Raw genomic sequence first — 17,681 nt, 5'->3', positions numbered from 1 at the left:
CACACCGGGAAGCCCTGTGCCCAAAACGGACGGTGTCGCTGACGGTCGAACCGCGGGTTCGTGAAGTGGACGCCGCCATCGCGGTCGAGCTGACTCGCCGAGCTTTCCCGGTGTCCGTCGGGTGAGGCCCGAGATCACCGGCTGACGCGGGGCCCGCCAGGCGGGTACGACCGCCGGCCCCGCCCCGATGCCGATCAGCTTCCGTCGCTCCTACGCGATCCCCAACCCTGCCTTCGGTCGGAGGCAGGTCATCAGGGCAGCGGCGTCCCGCCCGTGGCGTTGAGGATCTCCGCCGTGATGTAGGAGGACTCCTGGGAGGCGAGGAAGACGTAGGCCGGGGCCATCTCGGCGGGTTGCGCGGCGCGCCCGAGCGGTGACTGCTCGCCGAAGTGTGCGACCTTCTCCTCGTCCATGGTGGCCGGGATCAGCGGAGTCCAGACCGGGCCGGGGGCGACGGAGTTGACCCGGATTCCGTGGGGGGCGAGCTGCATCGCCAGGCCCTGCGTGAAGGCGACGATCGCGGCCTTGGTCATGGCGTAGTCCAGCAGGTGCGGGCTGGGCTTGTACGCCTGGACGGACGCGGTGTTGATGACCGAGCCACCCGCCCTCAGATGGGGCAGGGCCGCGCGGGTGGTGAAGAACATGCCGTAGAGGTTGGTCCTCAGGACCCGGTCGAACTGCTCGCTGCTGATCGCGGCGAGTCCTTCCGGCTGGGACATCTGGTAGGCGGCGTTGTTCACCAGGATGTCCAGGCCACCCAGCTCCGCGACGCAGCGCTCCACCAGGCCCGTGCAGAACGCCTCCTCACGCAGGTCGCCCGCCACGGCCACCGCCCGTCGGCCCGCCTCGCGCACCACACGGGCGGTCTCCTCGGCATCCGCGGCCTCCTCGGGCAGGTGGCAGAACGCCACATCCGCGCCCTCGCGTGCGAAGGCCAGCGCCACCGCCCGGCCGATACCCGAGTCGCCGCCGGTGATCAGCGCGACCCTGCCCTCCAGACGGCCCGTCCCGCGGTAGGAGGTCTCCCCGTGGTCAGGTACCGGGCTCATGGCGCCGCCGGTGCCGGGGTGCGGCTGGGACTGCTCGGGAAACGGCGGCGTCGGGTGCTGCTCGGTGGGGTCGCGGGGCGTGTGCTGGTCGCTCATCACGGCGAAAGGCTCCCTTCAGGGTGGGTGGGCCGTCGGCCTGATCGCCTGCCGGCGGTGTGGTTCGGTCAGGCCGCGGCGAAGACCGTGACCAGCGTGTCGTTGAAGGCGGGCAGGTCGTCGGGCTTGCGACTGCTCACCAGGACGTTGGGCCCGTCCGTGCACACCCGGACCTGCTCGTCGGCCCAGTGCGCGCCGGCGTTGACCAGGTCGGTGCGAAGGCTCGGCCAGGAGGTGAGGTTGCGCCCTCGGACCACGTCCGCCTCGATCAACGTCCACGGGGCGTGGCAGATGGCGGCAACCGGCTTCCCGGCGTCGAAGAACGACCTGGCGAACGCCACCGCGTCCGAGTCCATGCGCAGAGCGTCGGGATTGGCGACGCCGCCTGGCAGCACGAGCGCGTCGTAGTCGTCCACCGAGGCGTCCGCGACCACGGCGTCGACCTTGAACGTGTCACCGTGGTCGAGGTGGTTGAACGCCCGAACGCTGCCGCTTCGGGTGGATACCAATCGGGCTGTGCCGCCCGCCTCCTGGACGGCTTGCCAAGGCTCGGTGAGTTCGACCTGCTCGACGCCCTCGGGTGCGACGAGGAACGCGACGGTCTTTCCCTGCAACGTGGCCACGGCGGGCTCCTGTTCTGCTGAGGTCGTCGGGGGCGATCGCCGACGGAGGATGGTCGGCTGCGCCCGTTTCACTCCCGTGACGGGCGGTGAGCCTGCCAGGCGGGCGCGCCCGCCGAACGCTCCCACGCTGGCACAGCTCCCCAAGGCGCGCCTTCGGTGGAAACCGTCCCCGTCAGTAGGCCGGGCGGCTCAGCTCGAGCCGCGGCGATCCGGCCGTACGGGCAGCGTTGGGTCTCATGGGAACCTTCACCACGCGGATGAGTGCTGCCAGCCGGTCCGGCTGCTACGACGACGGGATCACGGCCTGGGTCTTGCGGACACTGGACGCCGTGGGCGGGGCGGCCGAACTCGACGCGGTGACCGCGCCGCTCAAGCGCGCCGTCCAGGGGCTGCCGCTGGGGCGACTGCGCGACGTGCTGCACGGACGGCCGCTGGGACACCCGCTGCACCCGGGCCTTGTCCAACTGCCGGTAGGCGCTTGGATGTCCGCCGTCGTCCTGGACTTCACGCCCGACGGCGAGCGCGTCGCGCGTTCTCTCGTCGCGGTCGGTGTCCTCGCCGCAGCTCCGGCAGCGCTCACCGGATGGGTCGACTGGGCCGAACAGCACGACCGGCAGATGCGCACCGGCCTGCTCCACGCCGGGTCGATGGCGGCCGCGACGGTCCTGTTCGGTTCGTCGTGGGCAGCCCGCTCCTGCGGCCGCCAACGCCTGGGCCGAGCCCTGGGCCTGGCCGGGCTCGCTGCGGTCGGCACCGGAGCAGCGATCGGCGGCCACCTTGCCTACCGTCAGGCAGCCGGTGCGAACCGGACGGAGCCCGTACCGCACCTGGTGGAGCCGGGCTGGCACACGCTCGGGCACGCGGATGAGTTCGCCGAGGGACGGCCGGCGCGCCGGCTGGTGGGCGAGGTGCCGGTACTGGTGATGCGGGAATCCGCCGATGTGTTCCACGTCCTGGCCGACCGCTGCAGTCACGCCTCGGGCCCCCTCTCGGAGGGCGAGGTCGCCGACGGCTGCGTGACCTGCCCCTGGCACGGCAGCGTCTTCCGCCTGTCGGACGGCTGGAACGTCGGCGGCCCTGCCACCGCCCCGCAGCCGCACTTCCTCACCCGCACCGACGGCGACGGCAACCTCCAGGCCCGCTTGCCCGACGCCGGATAGGCTCGCCCCCTGCTCCACCGCCGCGGCCACGAAGACCGTCGTCCTGAGCGCCTGCCGTGCCCAGACCGTCAATCTGGGGTTCGCCGGGCAGAGCGGACGGGGTGACGCCCAGGTGCGGCGGGCTGATCCGGGAGGTCAGGGCGTTTGGCGGTCTGCTCCGGGCGGCTCGGGGCCGCGCCCGGCGGAGTCGCCGGGCACCTGCCGACCGCCGTCGGGGGTCCGCCACGACCCGGCCCGGCTGCGCGCCGGGCCGCTCTCGGGCCGCGGCCGGGCCCGGCGGGAGACGCGGCGGCTCCCCCAGACGAAACCGCCAACGAGCAGCACGAGGATGAACAGAGCGGAGAGCCCGATGGCGACCGCATTCGGCCCGTTCGCTGCGGCGATGATCATGGCGTTCTCCCTTCGGGTGGGACCACGGGCCGGCCGCAGAAGCGACCGGGCCACACGGGCGCACGACGTCTACCCGACCCGCCTGGCCGCACACGCGGACGTCCGGCCGGCCCGAACCGGGTGCCGCAGCGTGGGAGGCCCGTACAGGCGCACGCGTCCTCGCGGACGATGTGCACCACGGACACTCAGCTCACGCTCTGGCCCGGCGATCAGACACCGCAGGCGGCGAGTGCCGCCGCGCCGTGGGTGAGCTGCGGAGTCAGGGCTGTGTTGCGGGTCGCACGTCGGGCGGGGCTACGTGCCTGCGTCGGGCTTCTCGTCTCCCTGGGAGCGGGCGCGGAGTTGTTCGTTGAGGCGCAGCGCTTCTTCGAGTTGGTCCTCGAGGATGATGATGCGGCAGGCGGCTTCGATGGGGGTGCCCTGGTCGACGAGGTCGCGGGCGCGCATGGCGATGCGTAGTTGGTAGCGGGAGTATCGGCGGTGTCCGCCGTCGGAGCGCAGTGGTGTGATGAGGCGGTGTTCGCCGAGGGCCCGTAGGAAGCCGGGGGTGGTGGCGGTCATCTCGGCGGCGCGGCCCATGGTGTAGGCGGGGTAGTCGTCATCGTCGAGCATGCCGGGTGTGTCGGGCGTGTCGGAGCTGGCCGTGGTGGTCACTGCACCTCTCTGGTTCTCGGGAGAACGCGTCGAGGGGCCCCGGGGCCATGTCGGCTCCCGGGGCCCCGAAGGGGAAACAACACCATCTACCGGCCTGGGCCGGTCCTGTGACTTCCGCACTGCCCCTGGGGGGTGTGCGGGGATCGCGTATGCGTGAGCGGTAGGCGTCCAACGGCATCGGCGTCGGCCGCGACCACGTGCCGGTCGTGCCCAGGAACTGCTGGGTCAGACGGTCCAGTTCACGGAACGTATCGGTGCGCATCAGCATCGTGAAACACCTCCACTGATCGATGGGTGCCAGTGCGCTTTCACCTGAAACCGTTCTAACATGTCATCCATCCGATGACAAGTGCGGAGTGTCGTCCATAGAATGACGCCATGAGCAAGACCCCCCAGAAGCACACCGAGGGCTCCGAGTCGCCGCCCTTCCTCGCCGCCGTCGCCGCGCTCGCCACCATCGACGACACCGTCCGGGCAGCCCGCTCGCCCGGCGCCCCCCCAGCGTGACGGCCCCGAACAGCGCGGCGAGCAGGCTGATGCGGAACAGGCCCTGGCCGCCCTGGTGCTGCTGCGAGAGCTGCGGGCCCAGCTCGCCGACTGGGAGGCCCCGCTGGTGGAGACTGCCCGCGCCGCCGGTGCGACCTGGGCCGACCTCGCCCTCCCGATGGGCGTCGCCAGCCGCCAGGCCGCCGAGAACCGCTACCTGCGCCTGCGCCCCCCGGGCGGCGCCTCGGCCGATCCGGAGACCGGTGCCGAACGGGTCAAGGCCGTGCGCGACCGCCGAGCGGCCGAGCGCGCCATCGCGGCCTGGGCCCGCGACCACGGCGCCGCGCTGCGCGTGCTCGCCGCCCAGATCATCGCCACCCCCGGCCTCCCACCCCGGGCCCGTCCGGCGCTCACCGCGCTCACCACCGCGCTCGGCTCCACCGACCCGGCCGCCCTGATGGCGCCACTGGCCGACATACGCCCCCACCTCGGCAGCACCCATTCCGGCCTCGCCACCCGCCTCGACGATCTCGCCCTCCACACCGACCGCCTCCGCCAGGACAGTGACCAACGACGCGCCTGATCCCGCGATCGCCCAGGACCCCTGGGAGCACATCGACAACCGACTCGCCGCCCTCGAGCACCGGATCCGGCAACAGGGCGCCGCGACGCTCGCCGCCACCGACGCCCACCTGGCCCGGCTCGCGGCGATCCGCCGCACCCTCGCCACCGATCCCTGGCCCCCACCCACCCCGACCCCGACCGCGGCGCCCGCCGCCACAGCCCTCGGACGCCCCCGCCCCCACCCGGGCGAGGAACGAGAATCCGGGTCCGGGCCGCCACCGTGACGGGCGGGATCGGCGGCAGGAGAGCTGATCTCACGCTCCCCGATTCCACGGCCGGCCCACCGCCGGCGAGCACCTCTCCTGCCCGACTCCGGAGGCTCGAGAGTGCGCGTCGTGACCCCGTGGCGACGGATCATCACTCCCCTACTGCCCTGAACGCGAAGGGAGTTAGGGCACGGCTGGTGGCGCCTGCCGTCGCGCTCGCTTCCGGCAGCGGTCGGGCAGCGGGCAGCGGCCAAGGTGTCCGCTCGCACCCACCAACGGCACCACGATGACCGGGGCCGGGGTGGTAGTGCCGGGTCTACCAGCGCGGTGCAGGCTGTCCTATACGAGCCTTCGCGGCATGTGACACCGCATCAGCGACCGGGTCGGGTCCTTCGGCGAGCTCCAGGACGAGGCCAGCCGCGGCGGAGGTGTCGAGCAACGCAACCAGCACCCGGGCAACGTCGTCGCGGGTGACCTGGCCGACACTCCGCTCAGCGGTGAGTCGAACGGTGCCGACGCCCGGCTCGTTCGTGAGGGCGGCCGGTCGCAGCACGGTCCAGTCGAGGTCCTGGGCCATCAGATGGTCGTCCGCGGCGGTCTTGGCGTTCACGTAGGCGGCCCACACTCCGTCGGCATGGTCTGGGGGTGGGCTGCCCGCACCGCGGGTGGAGACCATCACATACCGCCGGACCCCGGCCCGCAGCGCGGCGTCGGCGAGAAGGACCGCGGCCCGGTGGTCGACGGTGTGCTTGCGGGCAGCGCCGCTGCCCGGCCCGGCCCCGGCGGCGAAGACCACGGCATCAGCCCCGGACAGGATCGCAACGACGTCCTCGCACGATGCCTGCTCGAGGTCGCGGACCGCGGGCTGCGCGCCGTCCGCCAGCAGGTCGCTGCTGTGGTCCGGGTTGCGAACGATTCCGACGACGGTGTCGCCGCGCGCAGCGAGCAGTCGACTCAGGCGCCGGGCGATCTGGCCGTGGCCACCTGCGATCACGATCTTCATGAAACTCTCCTCCAACGGACATGGCGGTGCGGTCTCCACCGGACGGGTGCTGACGTCCAGGCGTCCGGCCGGCTGAGATCGCCGACGTGGACTTGGCAGCCGCTGCTGCAGCGAGCCGGTCGAGTGCGGCGGGCCGGTCTGGCGCCGACCCGAGCCCGTCGTGGCAGACCGGGCTCAGAAGGCGATACGGACCTTCAGTGCGGTGCGGTTGTCCATCGCGTCGTACCCGCCGGGCACCCCGTCGAGGTCGACGGTGCGATCGAAGACCAGGCCCGGGTCGATCGCGCCGGACAGGACGTCCGGAAGCAGCTCGGGGATGTAGGCGCGGGCCGGGGCCACGCCGCCGCCCAGCGAGACGTTGCGGCCGAACATCTGGCCGATGTCGACACCTGCGCTGCCGCCGTGCGGCACGCCGACGTAGCCGACCGCGCCGCCGTCGCGGGCGATCGAGAGGGCGGTGCGCATGGACTCCTCGGTGCCGACGGCCTCCAGGACGGCGTGCGCGCCCTGACCGCCGGTCAGCTCCTTGACCGCCTCGATCGCGGCGTCGCCGCGATCTGCGACCACGTCGGTGGCGCCGAACGAGCGGGCGATCGCAGTGCGCTGGTCGTGCCGGCCCAACGCGATGATCCGGTCAGCGCCGAGCCGCCGGGCGGCGAGCACGCCGCACAGGCCGACCGCGCCGTCGCCGACCACCGCAACGGTGGCGCCCGGCCGGACCTGGGCGGCGACCGCGGCGTGGTGACCGGTGCTCATCACGTCGGAGAGGGCGAGCAGGCCGGGCAGCAGCTTCTCCTCGCCGGCGGTCTCCTTCGGCAGCTGCACCAGGGTGCCGTCCGCGAACGGCACCCGGACCGCCTCGCCCTGCCCGCCGTCCGAGCCGACCTCACCCCAGAACCCACCATGCGGGCAGGAGGTGTGCAGTCCCTCACGGCAGTAGTCGCAGGTGCCGTCCGACCACACGAACGGGGCGACCACGAAGTCGCCGGGGCGGAAGTCCCGCACCTCGAAGCCGACCGCCTCGACGATGCCGAGGAACTCGTGGCCGATCCGCTGGCCGGCCGTGCGGGAGGCCACACCCCGGTACGCCCACAGGTCGCTGCCGCAGATGCAGGCGTTCACCACGCGGACCACCGCGTCGGTGGGGTGCCGGACGACCGGGTCGGGCACCTCCTCGATTCGGATGTCGTTGGGGCCGTGGATCACGGTGGCACGCACGGAGTTCTCCTGCACTGCTCGGGGGTTCGGGCCGGGACAGTCAGCGTCGCCGGGAACCTGTCCCCACGTCCAGCTACATTCCCTACATCACCGGTTTAAGATGAACTAATGCTCGATGTTCGACGACTCATCCTGCTCCGCGACCTGGCCGTCCACGGCACCGTGACCGCGGTGGCCGAGCTCCACGGCGTCACGCCCTCTGCCGTCTCGCAGCAGCTACGGCTGCTGGAGGACGAGACCGCGACCCGGCTGCTGGAACGCACCGGTCGCTCCGTCCACCTCACCGCCGCCGGTCGGCAGCTGGCCGACGACACCGAGCACGTGCTCACCGCTCTCGAACAGGCCCAGGACCGGCTGCATGCCGCCTCGCAGGAGCCGACCGGTCCCCTCCACGTCGCCTGCTTCCCCAGCGCCCTCGCCCCCTTGGCCGTCCCGCTCGGCGAAGCCCTGGCGAGCGCCCACGGGAACCTGCGGCTGCACATCACCGAGGCCGAACCGGAAACCGCCGTGCGGCTGCTGCTCCAGCGCCGCGTCGACATCGCACTGCTCTACCGCTACGCCAACCTCGCCACACCGCCGCCCGCCGGCGTGGAGACTCTCGCCCTGCGGACCGATCCACTTGTGGCGGTGCTGCGGAACGACCACCCGGCGGCCCACCCCGAGAGGATCCCGATCGAACTGCGGGATCTCACAGACACCCAGTGGATCATCGCCCCGCCGCAGACAGCCTGCGGGGACGCGGTCCTCCAGGCTTGCCGGTCAGCCGGCTTCACTCCGCAGATCCGCCACACCTGCACCGACTTCTCCGCGATGATCGCCCTCGCAGCGAGCGGCGGCCACACCGTCCTCATCCCCCGCATGGCGGCAGTCCGCCTCCCGCCGGTGCTGGCGGCGTGGCCGGTGACGGACAGCACTCTCGCCCGCACGATCGAGACCGCCGTCCGGCCCGGCACGGTACACGAACCTGCGATCGCTGCCGGCCTCGCCGCACTTCGTGATCTCGACAGCGCGCCAGGCGCAACGGAGACAGGAGAGCAGCAGGCGGGGAATGACGACCACCAGCGGCGAACTTCAACGGCGCCATCGTCCCCCGCCACTTCTCGACCAGGGGGTTAGCTCAAGCCCCGCCGCCGACCGGGCCCTGGTTCATGTGCACGTCATACACACCGTTTGCCCGACTCGAAGCCGAACGCCTTGTCCGGCCTGCCCACCTCGGCCGGCCACCGCTGGCCGAAGACGTGGCACCGCCTGCGGGTCCCCGATCACGTGCAGGACCTGACGGTCCAACACGAAGTCCAGCGTTGCGGTGCCCTGCCGGGAGGGCACCCCGTCACCCGGCGGCGGCAGGAGTTAGCAGCTCCGTCACCGAGTGCCTGAAGTCCTCGTCCACCAGGTGGATCTGGTAATGCGGAGTGTCCGTCGCACCCTCGCGTCGGCGGTCGACAGCGCGGCCAGCGAGCACGCCGTAGAGAGCGATGGGCCTCCGGAGTCCTCCCGACAGACGGCCACCCAGCCGGCTCTGGGCCCCACTCTCGCTCATGGCCCATCCCCAAGGAGGCTCGGTCACCAGATGTTCACCCTCCAGGGGCCCGGCGAGCCCGACCGCGCGGCGTCCTGCAGACCTCGACCCGCGTCGAAGGTCCCGACCGTCTGGTGCATGGTGCGTGGTGCCTGGCGTCGGCGACGGTGGGTTCCTGGAACAGCTCGCGGATGCCCACCAGCGTTGTGTCGAGGACAACGGCAACGGCTGCACAGAGTGCGTGCTCCCTCCTGGGTCCCTGGTGAACGCCGCGTCCTCCGGGGCACCGCAGGGCTGCCCGCGTCCGGCACCACGTACACGATCAGCCGTTCGCCGTTCCGTTCTCAGAGGAGTTCGGCCGGCTCCGGGCTCTTGCAGGCGCGCCGTGCGGACGCGCGCACTGCCTCGCTACCGCCACCTCCTCGCAGGCTCCGCAGACCGCCCGTGTGCCAGGCGGTGGTGGCACGTAGTCAGGATCAGCGGTGAGGGTGCCACTCGGCGAGGACGATGGTGGCGTCGTCGCGCAGCCGCTGGTCCTGGTGGAGCGTGATCTGCTGGATGAGGCGGCGCAGCGCCTCGGGCGCGGGCAGGCCGTCGGCCATGGCGCGCACGACGGTCTCGGCGAGGCGTTCCTCGCCGAACAGGTCTCCGGTGGGCGAGCGGGCCTCGGTGACGCCGTCGGTGAACATCAACACTCGGTCTCCGGGCTGGAGGCGGGCGGTGTGAGTCTGCGGTGCGGGCAGGCCGGGGCTGTTGATTCCGAGCGGCGGGTGCGGGGTGCGTTCGAGGGCGCCGGTCACAATGCGGCGGCCGCGGATCAGCAGCGGAGCCGGGTGGCCGCAGTTGACCCAGTCGAGTCGGCCGTTGGCCGTGTCGAGGTTGGCGAGAACGCAGGTCAGCAGCCGCTCGGGGATCCAGCGTGCCAGCGTCTGGTCGATCTGCTCGGCGATGTCTACCAAGCCGCCGCCGGCGCGGCGCGTGGAGCGGCACGCGGCCAGCGCGACCGCGCTGCAGCCGCCGGAGGCGAGGTCGTGGCCCATGGCGTCCAACAGGGCCAGGTGCAGGCGGGTGCCGGCCAGGCTGTGGTCGAAGGCGTCACCACCGACCTCGTAGGCCGGCTCAAGGACGGCGGACGAGGTCACCGCGGCAGTGCCGATGGTCCTCGGCGGCACGAACGCCCAGAGCAGTTCCGCCTGCAGGCTCATCGGACGACTGCGCGCGGTCTGTGCCAGGACATCGCTGGTGTATTGCTTGGACGCGAGGATCATGGCCGTCAGGCCGGCCAGGGTCTGGCACCGCTCCAGCAGCGGGCCGTCGAGTTCCGGGGCAGCCACCCGCAGCACGCCCAGGCGCCCGATGCCGTCCACCAACGGCAGCCAGCCGAGCGCGCCGGAAGGGTCCCCACCGCCCGCGGCTACCTGCAATGTCTCCGTCCGGTAGGCGTGACCGGCGAGCGAGGCGTCCACCGGAAGGGCCTCCAGCCCCGCAGGCAGCCCCCGGACGAGGATCTGAACCTGCGCCGGCGTGGGCAGCGCGACCAGTTCACGCTGCTGCAGGTCCGCGATGTACACGCTCGCCTGCGACAGTCCCAGCCGCACGGCGGTGTCCTGCACCAGCGCCGGAATTTCCCCCGGCGCGAGGCGGTGGGCGGCAGCCACCACGTCGGCGAGTACCGTTCCCAAGTCGAAGTCCTGGACCGCCTGTCCGCTCTTCTCGGTCCCCTTCTTCACCTGCGCTCGCCTCACCTGGTCATTGTGCCGCTCACCAGGGTGCAGCAGGAGACCGGCACGCTGCCGCCGAAGCCGGACGTCGCGCGCCGGCTCCCCGACTGGGTGCCGTTCCCGCCGTCCGGTGCGGTGCCCACCGGCGGTCGTAATGGCCGGAAGGCTCTGTCGCCCCGAAAGCACGGGAGGACGGCAGACGCCGCCGGTGTTTCGCCGTGTTCGGCGAACGCCGGCGGCGCCCTTGGGCCCGGAGGATCGGGGCCGACGACGCGCTAGTGCTTCAGCGCGTCCTTCGTCTTCTGGCCGGCCTGCGACAAGTCGCCCTTGATCTGTTCGGCCTTGCCCTTCACGACGAGGCTCTCGTTCCCGACGGCTTTCCCGGTCGCCTCCTTGGCCTTTCCCTTGGCGGTCTTCGCCGTGTGCTTGACCTTCTTTGCTGCACCCATGCGGTCCTCCTCGTACAAAGGCTTCTGTCCCTCGCGCGTCTACCCGCACAGCCGCATCTAATCGCCGCAGGGCCCGTCGACTTCACCTCCCCCTCGGACCGGCAGCCCCAGGTGACTCCGCCCGGAAGCCGCGGCCAACAAACCGGCCCACCCGACTCACCGGTACCGGCCCTCGCGGCGACCGTCGTCGGCCTCTTCTTCCTCGTCTTCCGGCGCTTCGTCGTCCTCGTACTCGTACTCGCCCTCGTACTCGCCCTCGTCCTCCTCGCCCTCGTCCTCGGCTTCGGGTTCCCCGCCCTCCTCCTCGTCGTACCCGGTCTCCTCAGCGTCGTCGTAGTCGTCTTCGTCCTCGGGCTCGCCGTCCTCCTCGTACTGGTCCTCGTCGTCGTAGTCGTCGTCCTCTGGCTGGTCGTCCCGGGCGGCTTCTTCCTCCTCCATGGCTTCGTCGTGGGTGCGGACGACCTCGCCGTCGCGGATTTCGCCGCGCCAGCCCTCTGCCTCGTCGTTCGTGAGGGAGACGTGCCGCTGGAAGTTCTTGAAGTCCAGGCGTAGGCGTCGGCCCTGGGCACGCCAGATGTTGCCGGTCTTCTCGAAGAATCCGCTGGGGTAGTACTCGACGACCAGGACGATGCGGGTCAGGGTCGGGGTGAGTTCGTGGAAACTCACGGCTCCGCGGGTGCTGCCCTTGGCACCTTCGGAGGTCCACACGATGCGCTCATCCGGCACCTGTTCCTGGACGGTCGCCTTGTAGCTGCGCTTGGAGGGTCCGACCTTGACCTTCCAGTCGGTGGTCACCTCATCGCCCTGGGAAACGCTTTGGACACCCTTGGCGAAGCCGCTGAAGTCCTCGTACTGGGTCCAGTGGTCGTAGGCCGTGCGCACAGGTACCCCGACGTCCGCGGTCTCGATGATGTTCATCGTCTTCTTGCCGGCCTTGCGGCCGGGCTTGCCGCCCCCGCCGAAGGCGCCTTTGACCTTGTCGACGACGTTGTCCTTGACGCTTTTGGCCTTCTCTCCGATGAACGCCTTGACCGGTGAATCGCCCTGGAGGACGCGGGCACCCGTCTTGGGCAGGACGCCGCCGTTCTCGATGACGTCGCCGAGGGTGCCGGTGAGATCTGAGACCTTGTCACCGGCCTTCTCGACGAGGTGCTCGAGCTGGGCGCCAAGGTAGTTGACGGCCTCCTCGCGCAGTCGATCGACGCCGGACATCTCGGAGGACTTCTCGTCGGTGGCAGCCATGGCTCACCTCCGCCGAGTGCGAGTCGATGACGTGGCGGTGCTCTTGCTCGCAGCGGCCTTCTTTGCCGGTGCCTTCTTGGCCGGTGCCTTCTTGGCGGGCGCCTTCTTGGCCGGTGCCGCCGCCTTCTTGCCCGCGGGCTTGGCCGTGGCGGTCTTCGAGGCCGTGGAGCGGGCCGGTGCCCGCTTGGCAGCGGGAGCACTCTTGGAGGGCGCCTTCTTCGCCGCCGGGGCTGCCTTCTTCGCCGGTGCCGCAGCCTCCTTGGTGGGCTTGCGAGCAGCAGCCTTGGGCGCGGACCGGCTGGCTGCTGCGCGGGAGGACCGCGGCCGCTCGTCGGCGGCTGGCGCGCTGCGACGCGAGCGCGACGACCTGGCCGGGCGCGGCTCGTCCTCCGGCTCTTCAGCGGCGGACGCGGTGCGGCGCCTGCGTGCCGACCTGGCCGGGCGGGTGCTCTCGGGTTCCTCCGCTTCTTCCTCGGGCTCTTCGTCGCCTTCCGGCTCCTCGTATACCTCTTCTTCGTCATCCTCCGGTTCTTCGTCAGCCTCGGGCTCCTCCGCGTAGTCCTCGTCTTCCGCCGACTCGTACTCGTCCTCGCCCGAGTCCTCGTCCTCGTCCTCGTCCTCCCGGCCCTCGTCCGGCTTGGGCTTGCCGACATTGAGGGTGCGCTCGCGCAGAGTGTCGGCGAACTCGCCGATACGGCGGTCGGCAGCTGCTGCGAGGGCCTTCTTGCCCGTCTGCAGCAGTTCGCCGCGGACCTGTTCGTTCAGCTCCGCGACCTGGGGGACCTCGCTGAGCTTGCGCAGGCCTTGTGTGGCGAGTTGGCGGGGGTCCAACCCGAACCGGCGCCCCGCCAGATAGGTGGCGGCGGCGAACGCGAGGCGTCCCTTCTTCGCACGCCCGAGCACGTACCCGCCCGCCACGGCGGCTGCCAGGGCTACCTTGGTGGTGTCCTTCATGATTCTCCCTTCCTGGCGCTTACCCCTTCTGGAGGGCTCGGCACCAGCAAAGGGGGGGCCAATCTGATGCCGTATTCCGGACGCTGCCGTACGCCGGACTCCTGTGAGCCCACCCGGGCCGCGCGACGTGTGAGGTCGGCGCCCATTCGCAGCACGTCGTCGGGTGCGGCCATCGCCGCGTCCAGACGAGGCCGCTCCGGGCGTGCAGGCAGTCGCCGCTTGTGGGAGGCCGAGACGGACTCCCACGCTTCCAGTCTGGCGCTGTACGCCGTTCACGCGTACCCAGGGCGGTGACTTCGATGCCTACGACCTGCCGTGAGGACCGGTCGGTCGCGCGTGACGGTGGACGGCGCGTCCCGCCCCTTGGCCGCGCGCCCGGATTTCGTCAGCAGCAGGGCAGTTAGCATGGGGACATATCGGGCATCCGCTTGGCGTGAGAGCGTCTCCGATTCGGAGAGAGAGCATGGCCGCGGACGAGGACGACGACACGAGGCCGACGAAGGCTGGCGCGCGCCCCGTCCGACCCCGCAGCGGCGCTCCCCGTCGGACGGAGGGTGCGGAGCCCCGACGCTCCCGGCGCCACGTGTCGGCCGCAGAGGCGATGCGCACCGCAGCGGAACAACTGGCCGAGCTCCTCGGTCGCGTTCCCGAGTCGGTGTCGGCGCTGAAGCCCATCGATGACGGCTGGCAGGCCGACGTGGAGGTGGTGGAGCTGGAGCGCATTCCCGAGACGACGAGTGTGTTGGCCAGCTACCGGGTCACTCTCGACAAGGACGGCGATCTGCAGTCCTACGAGCGGATCCGCCGCTACACCCGTGGTCAGATCGACCGGCCGACCTGACAACACCCGCGTCGCATCCGAAGCGAACGCCTTGGCGCTCACCGCGGCGGCGGACGGCGAAGGGAGGCACCGTGACTGTGGTGCCGCAAGGCGCAGGCGGTGTTTCCCGCAGCGGAAACACCGGAAGTCTCTACGACGTTATCGAGCTGATCCTCGACCGCGGTCTCGTGATCGACGTGTTCATCCGGGTCTCCCTGGTCGGCATCGAGATCCTGAAGATCGACGTCCGCATCGTGATCGCCAGCGTCGACACCTATCTGCGTTTCGCCGAGGCGTGCAACCGCCTCGACTTGGAATCCGGACGCAAAGCCCCGACCCAGCTCACGGACATCGTCGGCGAGGTCACCGAGGGCGGCGCACGCGGAAAGAGCAAGGGCGCACTGAGCGGCGCCGTCGAAGCCGTCACCGACTCCCTGCATCTCGGACGCGACAGCGACGAGGACGACGAGGAGAAGGAGCCCGCGCCGAAGCGGACCCGGCCTGCTCGCCGGCCCACCAGGCGACGGGAGGAGTGACATGGCCGTCTACGTGTACTCCATCACCGCCGCCGACCACCCGCGCCACCTGGAAGGCCTGGCCGGCGTGGGACCCGATCCCTCGGCACTGCGCACCGTGGACGCCGGACCACTGTGCGCCGTCGTCAGCGACGCACCCGAGGAGCTGCGGCCCAAGCGCCGCGACCTGTTGGCCCATCAGACCGTCCAGGATCGTCTCATGGCCGACGGCACGGTCCTGCCGCTCCGCTTCGGCCTCACCGCACCCGACGACGACGCCGTGCGCGCGGCTTTGGAGCAGCGCCGCGACGAGTACCTTCAGCGACTGGCGGACCTGGAAGGCTGCGTCGAGTACCACCTCAAGGCGGCCGTCGACGAGGAGGCCCTCCTTCGCCAGATCCTGCTAGAGTCCTCCCGGGCCAGACAGCTCAACGACGAGATCAGAGCCGGCGACCGGACGCCCGACCTGGCGCTCGCCCTCGGCGAACTCGTCGCCAAGGAGGTCCAGGCCCGCCATCGGGCGCTGGCCGCCGAGGTCACCGACGCGCTGCGCCCCCACACCCGCCGGCAGCGGACGTCCGAGCCCACCGGGAACGACTTCCTGAACATCTCGTTCCTGGTGGATCACGACCACCGGGAGCCGTTCCTCGCTGCGGGCAAGAACCTCACCAGCGAACTCGGCGAAGACTTCGACCTGCGGCTGAACGGCCCCCTGCCCGCTTACAGCTTCGTGTGAAGGACGCCGAACCATGGGCCTGATCACCCAGATCCTCACCCTTCCGCTGGCCCCCGTGCGCGGCACCGTCTGGGTGCTTGAGCGCGTCGTCGAGACCGCTGAGTACGAGTACTACGATCCCGCGCCCGTCGAAACGGAACTCGCCGAACTCGAGAAGGCGCTCCTGGCCGGGCAGATCGACGAGGAGACGTTCGACCGGCGCGAGGACGAACTCCTCGACCGTCTCGACGAGATCAGGGCCCACGCCCAGCGCCGAGGCCGGTGACCTCGCGGTCGACCGACGAGCGAAGGAGAGAGGCCCCCCGTGAGTGATCCCATTGCCAACCGCCTCGGTTCCCTCCCTTCCAGGTCCGCGCCCTCCGAGCCGTCCTCCGCCAACCTCGCCGACATCCTGGAACGCGTCCTGGACAAGGGGATCGTCATCGCCGGCGACATCCAGATCAACCTCCTCGACATCGAGCTGCTCACCATCAAACTGCGCCTGCTGATCGCCTCCGTGGACAAGGCCAAGGAGATGGGAATCGACTGGTGGGAGCACGACCCCTCCCTGTCCTCCCGTGCCGGCGAAGGCCCGTCCGCCCTCGAGGAAGAAAACCGGCGGCTGCGCGAACAGCTCGAGACGCTGGGCGCGAACGCCGCGCTGCCGCCCGCTGACGAGCCCGAAGAGAAGCCCGCGCCGCGCCGCTCGGCGCGCCCGACGAAGCGGCCCTCCGCGGACCCCGGCTCCACCCGAGGTGGCACATGAGCGCCACCTCGCTGTCCTACGTCTACGCCGTCGCGCGCCCCAGCACGGGCCTGGCCGCGGACCTCGACGCCGTCACCGGCGTCGCCGGCTCCCCCGTCCACGTCGTGCCCTCCCGCCTTGACGCCGATCTGGTGGCCGTCGTCAGCTCCGTCCCCGACGACGACTTTCGCGAGACGGCACTGCGTGCACACTTCGAGGACCTCGCATGGCTCGAAGCCCTCGCCCGCGCCCACCACGGGGTCATCGAGGCGCTGGCCGCCCGCACCACCGTCCTCCCCCTCCGTCTGGCGACGGTCTACCTCGACGAAAACCGGGTACGCGACATGCTCCAGGTCCGGCACGCACTCCTCCTGGAGAGGTTGGACCGCCTGACCGGGCATGTCGAGCTGGGCGTCAAGCTCTACGTCGACCTCACCACGCCCCCGGCGCCGACTCCCCCTGCTCCGGCGCTCAGCCCGGGGCGCGCCTACCTGCGCCGACGCCGCACCGAGCAGCATGCACGCAACGACGCCCACCACGCCGCGGTGTTGGCAGCCGAGCGGATCGCCGCGGCCGCCCGTGCCCACGCCGTGGAACGGGCCCACCACCGCATCCAGGAAGGCGAGTTGGCCACAGGGCCAGGAGGGAACGTCAGCAATGACGCCTACCTCGTGCCCGTCGACCACCTCCGAGCCTTCCGCGACGAGGCCATGCGCTGCACCGACGGCCTCACCGGCGTGCGCGTCGACGTCACCGGCCCCTGGGCCCCCTACTCCTTCGCCGCCCTCCCCGACCCCGACAGCCCGTCGTGAGCATCAAAAACGGCCCGGACCGCTCCAGGACGCCTCTGCCACAGCAGCAGGTCGCCCTCATCGACCTGCTGGACCGACTGCTCAGCGGTGGAGTGGTCCTGACCGGCGACATCGTGCTGTCCATCGCCGACATCGACCTCGTACGGATCTCGCTGCGCGCCCTCATCGTGTCCATCAGTGAGAAGAACCCAGCCCCGTGGAACGCTTCCAACACCGCGCGAACGGGGACGCCATGACCCCCCGCCGCTCTGACCACCCCGATCGCTACGGCCAAGTCGCCCGAGCAGCCGCCCGCGCCTTCCGGCTCCTGCCGGCCACCGCGTACGACAACCCGCCCGCCGGCCGCGGCACCCCACGGACGACCCCGCGCAGGATCGCCACCGACCCCGAAACCGTCGAACGCGACCTCATGAGACTCGTCCTCACCCTCGTCGAGCTCCTGCGTCAGCTCATGGAACGCCAGGCACTCCACCGCGTCGAAGCAGGCGACCTCACCGAGGAACAGGAAGAGGAGCTGGGAGCCACCCTCATGGCCCTGCACGACCGCATGACCGAGCTCTGCGCCCGGTACGGCCTGACCATGCAGGACCTCAACCTCGATCTGGGACCGCTGGGGCCGCTCCTGCCCTCCGACGACCGGCGAAGGAGCAGGCCGGGCGGCTGAGCGCAGCCACGGCCGG

General features: G+C 71.1%; 23 protein-coding genes and 1 pseudogene. 13 read left to right on the top strand and 11 right to left on the bottom strand.

The features are described from left to right. Window positions 1–251 precede the first annotated feature (251 nt). Together ACWD4U_RS20425 and ACWD4U_RS20420 are read right to left on the bottom strand one after the other, a co-directional pair. Complete coding sequence (locus tag ACWD4U_RS20425; protein ID WP_363453758.1) at window positions 252–1,145, bottom strand: SDR family oxidoreductase; 894 nt, start codon at window positions 1,143–1,145, stop codon at window positions 252–254. Between the two features lie 68 nt (window positions 1,146–1,213). After that, window positions 1,214–1,768: a type 1 glutamine amidotransferase domain-containing protein gene (locus ACWD4U_RS20420; RefSeq protein WP_363453760.1), complete on the bottom strand. Its 555-nt coding sequence runs from the start codon at window positions 1,766–1,768 to the stop codon at window positions 1,214–1,216. 257 nt (window positions 1,769–2,025) lie between these two features. Here ACWD4U_RS20420 and ACWD4U_RS20415 point away from each other — a divergent pair, with 257 nt between their 5' ends. After that, window positions 2,026–2,928, top strand: coding sequence for a Rieske (2Fe-2S) protein (locus tag ACWD4U_RS20415; RefSeq protein ID WP_363453762.1), 903 nt, complete (start codon window positions 2,026–2,028; stop codon window positions 2,926–2,928). Between the two features lie 135 nt (window positions 2,929–3,063). Here the strand turns inward: ACWD4U_RS20415 and ACWD4U_RS20410 are convergent, their stop codons facing one another. The 3 genes and pseudogenes from ACWD4U_RS20410 to ACWD4U_RS20400 form a co-directional block, all read right to left on the bottom strand. After that, the gene (locus ACWD4U_RS20410; RefSeq protein ID WP_363453764.1) at window positions 3,064–3,318 is read right to left on the bottom strand and encodes a hypothetical protein; all 255 of its coding nucleotides are present in this window, start codon (window positions 3,316–3,318) and stop codon (window positions 3,064–3,066) included. Window positions 3,319–3,612: 294 nt separating this feature from the next. Next, window positions 3,613–3,930 carry a MerR family transcriptional regulator gene (locus tag ACWD4U_RS20405; protein WP_363453766.1) on the bottom strand — a complete coding sequence of 106 codons (318 nt, stop codon included), beginning with the start codon at window positions 3,928–3,930 and terminating at the stop codon, window positions 3,613–3,615. 199 nt (window positions 3,931–4,129) lie between these two features. Next, window positions 4,130–4,240 (bottom strand): annotated as a pseudogene (locus tag ACWD4U_RS20400) (Hsp20/alpha crystallin family protein); the annotation flags it as partial. Between the two features lie 110 nt (window positions 4,241–4,350). Here ACWD4U_RS20400 and ACWD4U_RS20395 point away from each other — a divergent pair. Genes ACWD4U_RS20395 through ACWD4U_RS20385 form a run of 3 tightly spaced genes read left to right on the top strand, consistent with a single transcriptional unit; the run spans window position 4,351 to window position 5,306 of the window. Then, window positions 4,351–4,479 carry a hypothetical protein gene (locus tag ACWD4U_RS20395; RefSeq protein WP_363453768.1) on the top strand — a complete coding sequence of 43 codons (129 nt, stop codon included), beginning with the start codon at window positions 4,351–4,353 and terminating at the stop codon, window positions 4,477–4,479. A gap of 55 nt (window positions 4,480–4,534) precedes the next feature. Further along, complete coding sequence (locus ACWD4U_RS20390) at window positions 4,535–5,041, top strand: hypothetical protein (RefSeq protein ID WP_363453770.1); 507 nt, start codon at window positions 4,535–4,537, stop codon at window positions 5,039–5,041. Further along, on the top strand, window positions 5,022–5,306 hold the full coding sequence (locus ACWD4U_RS20385; RefSeq protein WP_363453772.1) for a hypothetical protein: 285 nt from the start codon (window positions 5,022–5,024) through the stop codon (window positions 5,304–5,306). Before ACWD4U_RS20390 ends, ACWD4U_RS20385 begins: the two co-directional genes overlap by 20 nt. Before the next feature lie 298 nt (window positions 5,307–5,604). On the opposite strand, the gene ACWD4U_RS20380 is transcribed toward ACWD4U_RS20385, so the two are convergent. Together ACWD4U_RS20380 and ACWD4U_RS20375 are read right to left on the bottom strand one after the other, a co-directional pair. Further along, on the bottom strand, window positions 5,605–6,291 hold the full coding sequence (locus ACWD4U_RS20380; RefSeq protein WP_363453774.1) for an NAD(P)H-binding protein: 687 nt from the start codon (window positions 6,289–6,291) through the stop codon (window positions 5,605–5,607). A 174-nt stretch (window positions 6,292–6,465) separates the two neighbouring features. Next, entirely contained in the window at window positions 6,466–7,509 is a 1,044-nt protein-coding gene (locus ACWD4U_RS20375; RefSeq protein ID WP_363453776.1) for a zinc-dependent alcohol dehydrogenase family protein, read from the bottom strand. Between the two features lie 108 nt (window positions 7,510–7,617). On the opposite strand from ACWD4U_RS20375, the gene ACWD4U_RS20370 reads away from it, so the two are divergent. Next, a complete protein-coding gene (locus tag ACWD4U_RS20370; protein WP_363453778.1) occupies window positions 7,618–8,625 on the top strand; it encodes a LysR family transcriptional regulator in 1,008 nt (335 codons plus the stop codon). 879 nt (window positions 8,626–9,504) lie between these two features. Here ACWD4U_RS20370 and ACWD4U_RS20365 read toward each other — a convergent pair. From ACWD4U_RS20365 to ACWD4U_RS20350, 4 genes are all read right to left on the bottom strand, one after another. Further along, window positions 9,505–10,773, bottom strand: coding sequence for a PP2C family protein-serine/threonine phosphatase (locus ACWD4U_RS20365; RefSeq protein WP_363453780.1), 1,269 nt, complete (start codon window positions 10,771–10,773; stop codon window positions 9,505–9,507). A gap of 251 nt (window positions 10,774–11,024) precedes the next feature. Continuing rightward, window positions 11,025–11,198: a CsbD family protein gene (locus ACWD4U_RS20360; RefSeq protein WP_363453782.1), complete on the bottom strand. Its 174-nt coding sequence runs from the start codon at window positions 11,196–11,198 to the stop codon at window positions 11,025–11,027. Between the two features lie 156 nt (window positions 11,199–11,354). Beyond that, window positions 11,355–12,440 (bottom strand): SRPBCC family protein, encoded by a 1,086-nt coding sequence (locus tag ACWD4U_RS20355; RefSeq protein WP_363453784.1) that lies wholly within the window; start codon window positions 12,438–12,440, stop codon window positions 11,355–11,357. A 3-nt stretch (window positions 12,441–12,443) separates the two neighbouring features. After that, complete coding sequence (locus ACWD4U_RS20350) at window positions 12,444–13,394, bottom strand: histone protein (protein ID WP_363453786.1); 951 nt, start codon at window positions 13,392–13,394, stop codon at window positions 12,444–12,446. 463 nt (window positions 13,395–13,857) lie between these two features. Here ACWD4U_RS20350 and ACWD4U_RS20345 point away from each other — a divergent pair, with 463 nt between their 5' ends. The 8 genes from ACWD4U_RS20345 (at window position 13,858) to ACWD4U_RS20310 (ending at window position 17,665) form a co-directional block, all read left to right on the top strand. Then, a complete protein-coding gene (locus tag ACWD4U_RS20345; RefSeq protein ID WP_363453788.1) occupies window positions 13,858–14,235 on the top strand; it encodes a gas vesicle protein GvpO in 378 nt (125 codons plus the stop codon). 71 nt (window positions 14,236–14,306) lie between these two features. Next, window positions 14,307–14,750, top strand: coding sequence for a gas vesicle structural protein GvpA (locus tag ACWD4U_RS20340; protein ID WP_363453790.1), 444 nt, complete (start codon window positions 14,307–14,309; stop codon window positions 14,748–14,750). Between the two features lies 1 nt (window position 14,751). Then, entirely contained in the window at window positions 14,752–15,465 is a 714-nt protein-coding gene (locus ACWD4U_RS20335; protein WP_363453792.1) for a GvpL/GvpF family gas vesicle protein, read from the top strand. 13 nt (window positions 15,466–15,478) lie between these two features. Further along, a complete protein-coding gene (locus ACWD4U_RS20330) occupies window positions 15,479–15,730 on the top strand; it encodes a gas vesicle protein GvpG (protein WP_363453794.1) in 252 nt (83 codons plus the stop codon). A 39-nt stretch (window positions 15,731–15,769) separates the two neighbouring features. Further along, a complete protein-coding gene (locus ACWD4U_RS20325) occupies window positions 15,770–16,210 on the top strand; it encodes a gas vesicle protein (RefSeq protein ID WP_363453796.1) in 441 nt (146 codons plus the stop codon). Further along, complete coding sequence (locus ACWD4U_RS20320) at window positions 16,207–17,001, top strand: GvpL/GvpF family gas vesicle protein (protein ID WP_363453798.1); 795 nt, start codon at window positions 16,207–16,209, stop codon at window positions 16,999–17,001. Before ACWD4U_RS20325 ends, ACWD4U_RS20320 begins: the two co-directional genes overlap by 4 nt. Beyond that, window positions 16,998–17,237 (top strand): gas vesicle protein, encoded by a 240-nt coding sequence (locus tag ACWD4U_RS20315; protein WP_363453800.1) that lies wholly within the window; start codon window positions 16,998–17,000, stop codon window positions 17,235–17,237. Before ACWD4U_RS20320 ends, ACWD4U_RS20315 begins: the two co-directional genes overlap by 4 nt. After that, entirely contained in the window at window positions 17,234–17,665 is a 432-nt protein-coding gene (locus ACWD4U_RS20310) for a gas vesicle protein K (RefSeq protein ID WP_363453802.1), read from the top strand. Before ACWD4U_RS20315 ends, ACWD4U_RS20310 begins: the two co-directional genes overlap by 4 nt. Window positions 17,666–17,681 lie beyond the last annotated feature (16 nt).

It is taken from the genome of Kitasatospora sp. NPDC002522 (assembly GCF_053595195.1).
This window is presented reverse-complemented; position numbering and strand designations above follow the sequence as displayed.

What these genes read in the sequence shown, in the direction of transcription:
- ACWD4U_RS20425 (WP_363453758.1), bottom strand. Translation starts at nt 1,145, where the DNA reads ATGAGCGACCAGCACACGCCCCGCGACCCCACCGAGCAGCACCCGACG.
- ACWD4U_RS20415 (WP_363453762.1), top strand. Translation starts at nt 2,026, where the DNA reads ATGAGTGCTGCCAGCCGGTCCGGCTGCTACGACGACGGGATCACGGCC.
- ACWD4U_RS20410 (WP_363453764.1), bottom strand. Translation starts at nt 3,318, where the DNA reads ATGATCATCGCCGCAGCGAACGGGCCGAATGCGGTCGCCATCGGGCTC.
- ACWD4U_RS20405 (WP_363453766.1), bottom strand. Translation starts at nt 3,930, where the DNA reads ATGCTCGACGATGACGACTACCCCGCCTACACCATGGGCCGCGCCGCC.
- ACWD4U_RS20395 (WP_363453768.1), top strand. Translation starts at nt 4,351, where the DNA reads ATGAGCAAGACCCCCCAGAAGCACACCGAGGGCTCCGAGTCGCCGCCC.
- ACWD4U_RS20380 (WP_363453774.1), bottom strand. Translation starts at nt 6,291, where the DNA reads ATGAAGATCGTGATCGCAGGTGGCCACGGCCAGATCGCCCGGCGCCTG.
- ACWD4U_RS20370 (WP_363453778.1), top strand. Translation starts at nt 7,618, where the DNA reads ATGCTCGATGTTCGACGACTCATCCTGCTCCGCGACCTGGCCGTCCAC.
- ACWD4U_RS20360 (WP_363453782.1), bottom strand. Translation starts at nt 11,198, where the DNA reads ATGGGTGCAGCAAAGAAGGTCAAGCACACGGCGAAGACCGCCAAGGGA.
- ACWD4U_RS20355 (WP_363453784.1), bottom strand. Translation starts at nt 12,440, where the DNA reads ATGGCTGCCACCGACGAGAAGTCCTCCGAGATGTCCGGCGTCGATCGA.
- ACWD4U_RS20350 (WP_363453786.1), bottom strand. Translation starts at nt 13,394, where the DNA reads ATGAAGGACACCACCAAGGTAGCCCTGGCAGCCGCCGTGGCGGGCGGG.
- ACWD4U_RS20345 (WP_363453788.1), top strand. Translation starts at nt 13,858, where the DNA reads ATGGCCGCGGACGAGGACGACGACACGAGGCCGACGAAGGCTGGCGCG.
- ACWD4U_RS20335 (WP_363453792.1), top strand. Translation starts at nt 14,752, where the DNA reads ATGGCCGTCTACGTGTACTCCATCACCGCCGCCGACCACCCGCGCCAC.
- ACWD4U_RS20330 (WP_363453794.1), top strand. Translation starts at nt 15,479, where the DNA reads ATGGGCCTGATCACCCAGATCCTCACCCTTCCGCTGGCCCCCGTGCGC.
- ACWD4U_RS20320 (WP_363453798.1), top strand. Translation starts at nt 16,207, where the DNA reads ATGAGCGCCACCTCGCTGTCCTACGTCTACGCCGTCGCGCGCCCCAGC.
- ACWD4U_RS20310 (WP_363453802.1), top strand. Translation starts at nt 17,234, where the DNA reads ATGACCCCCCGCCGCTCTGACCACCCCGATCGCTACGGCCAAGTCGCC.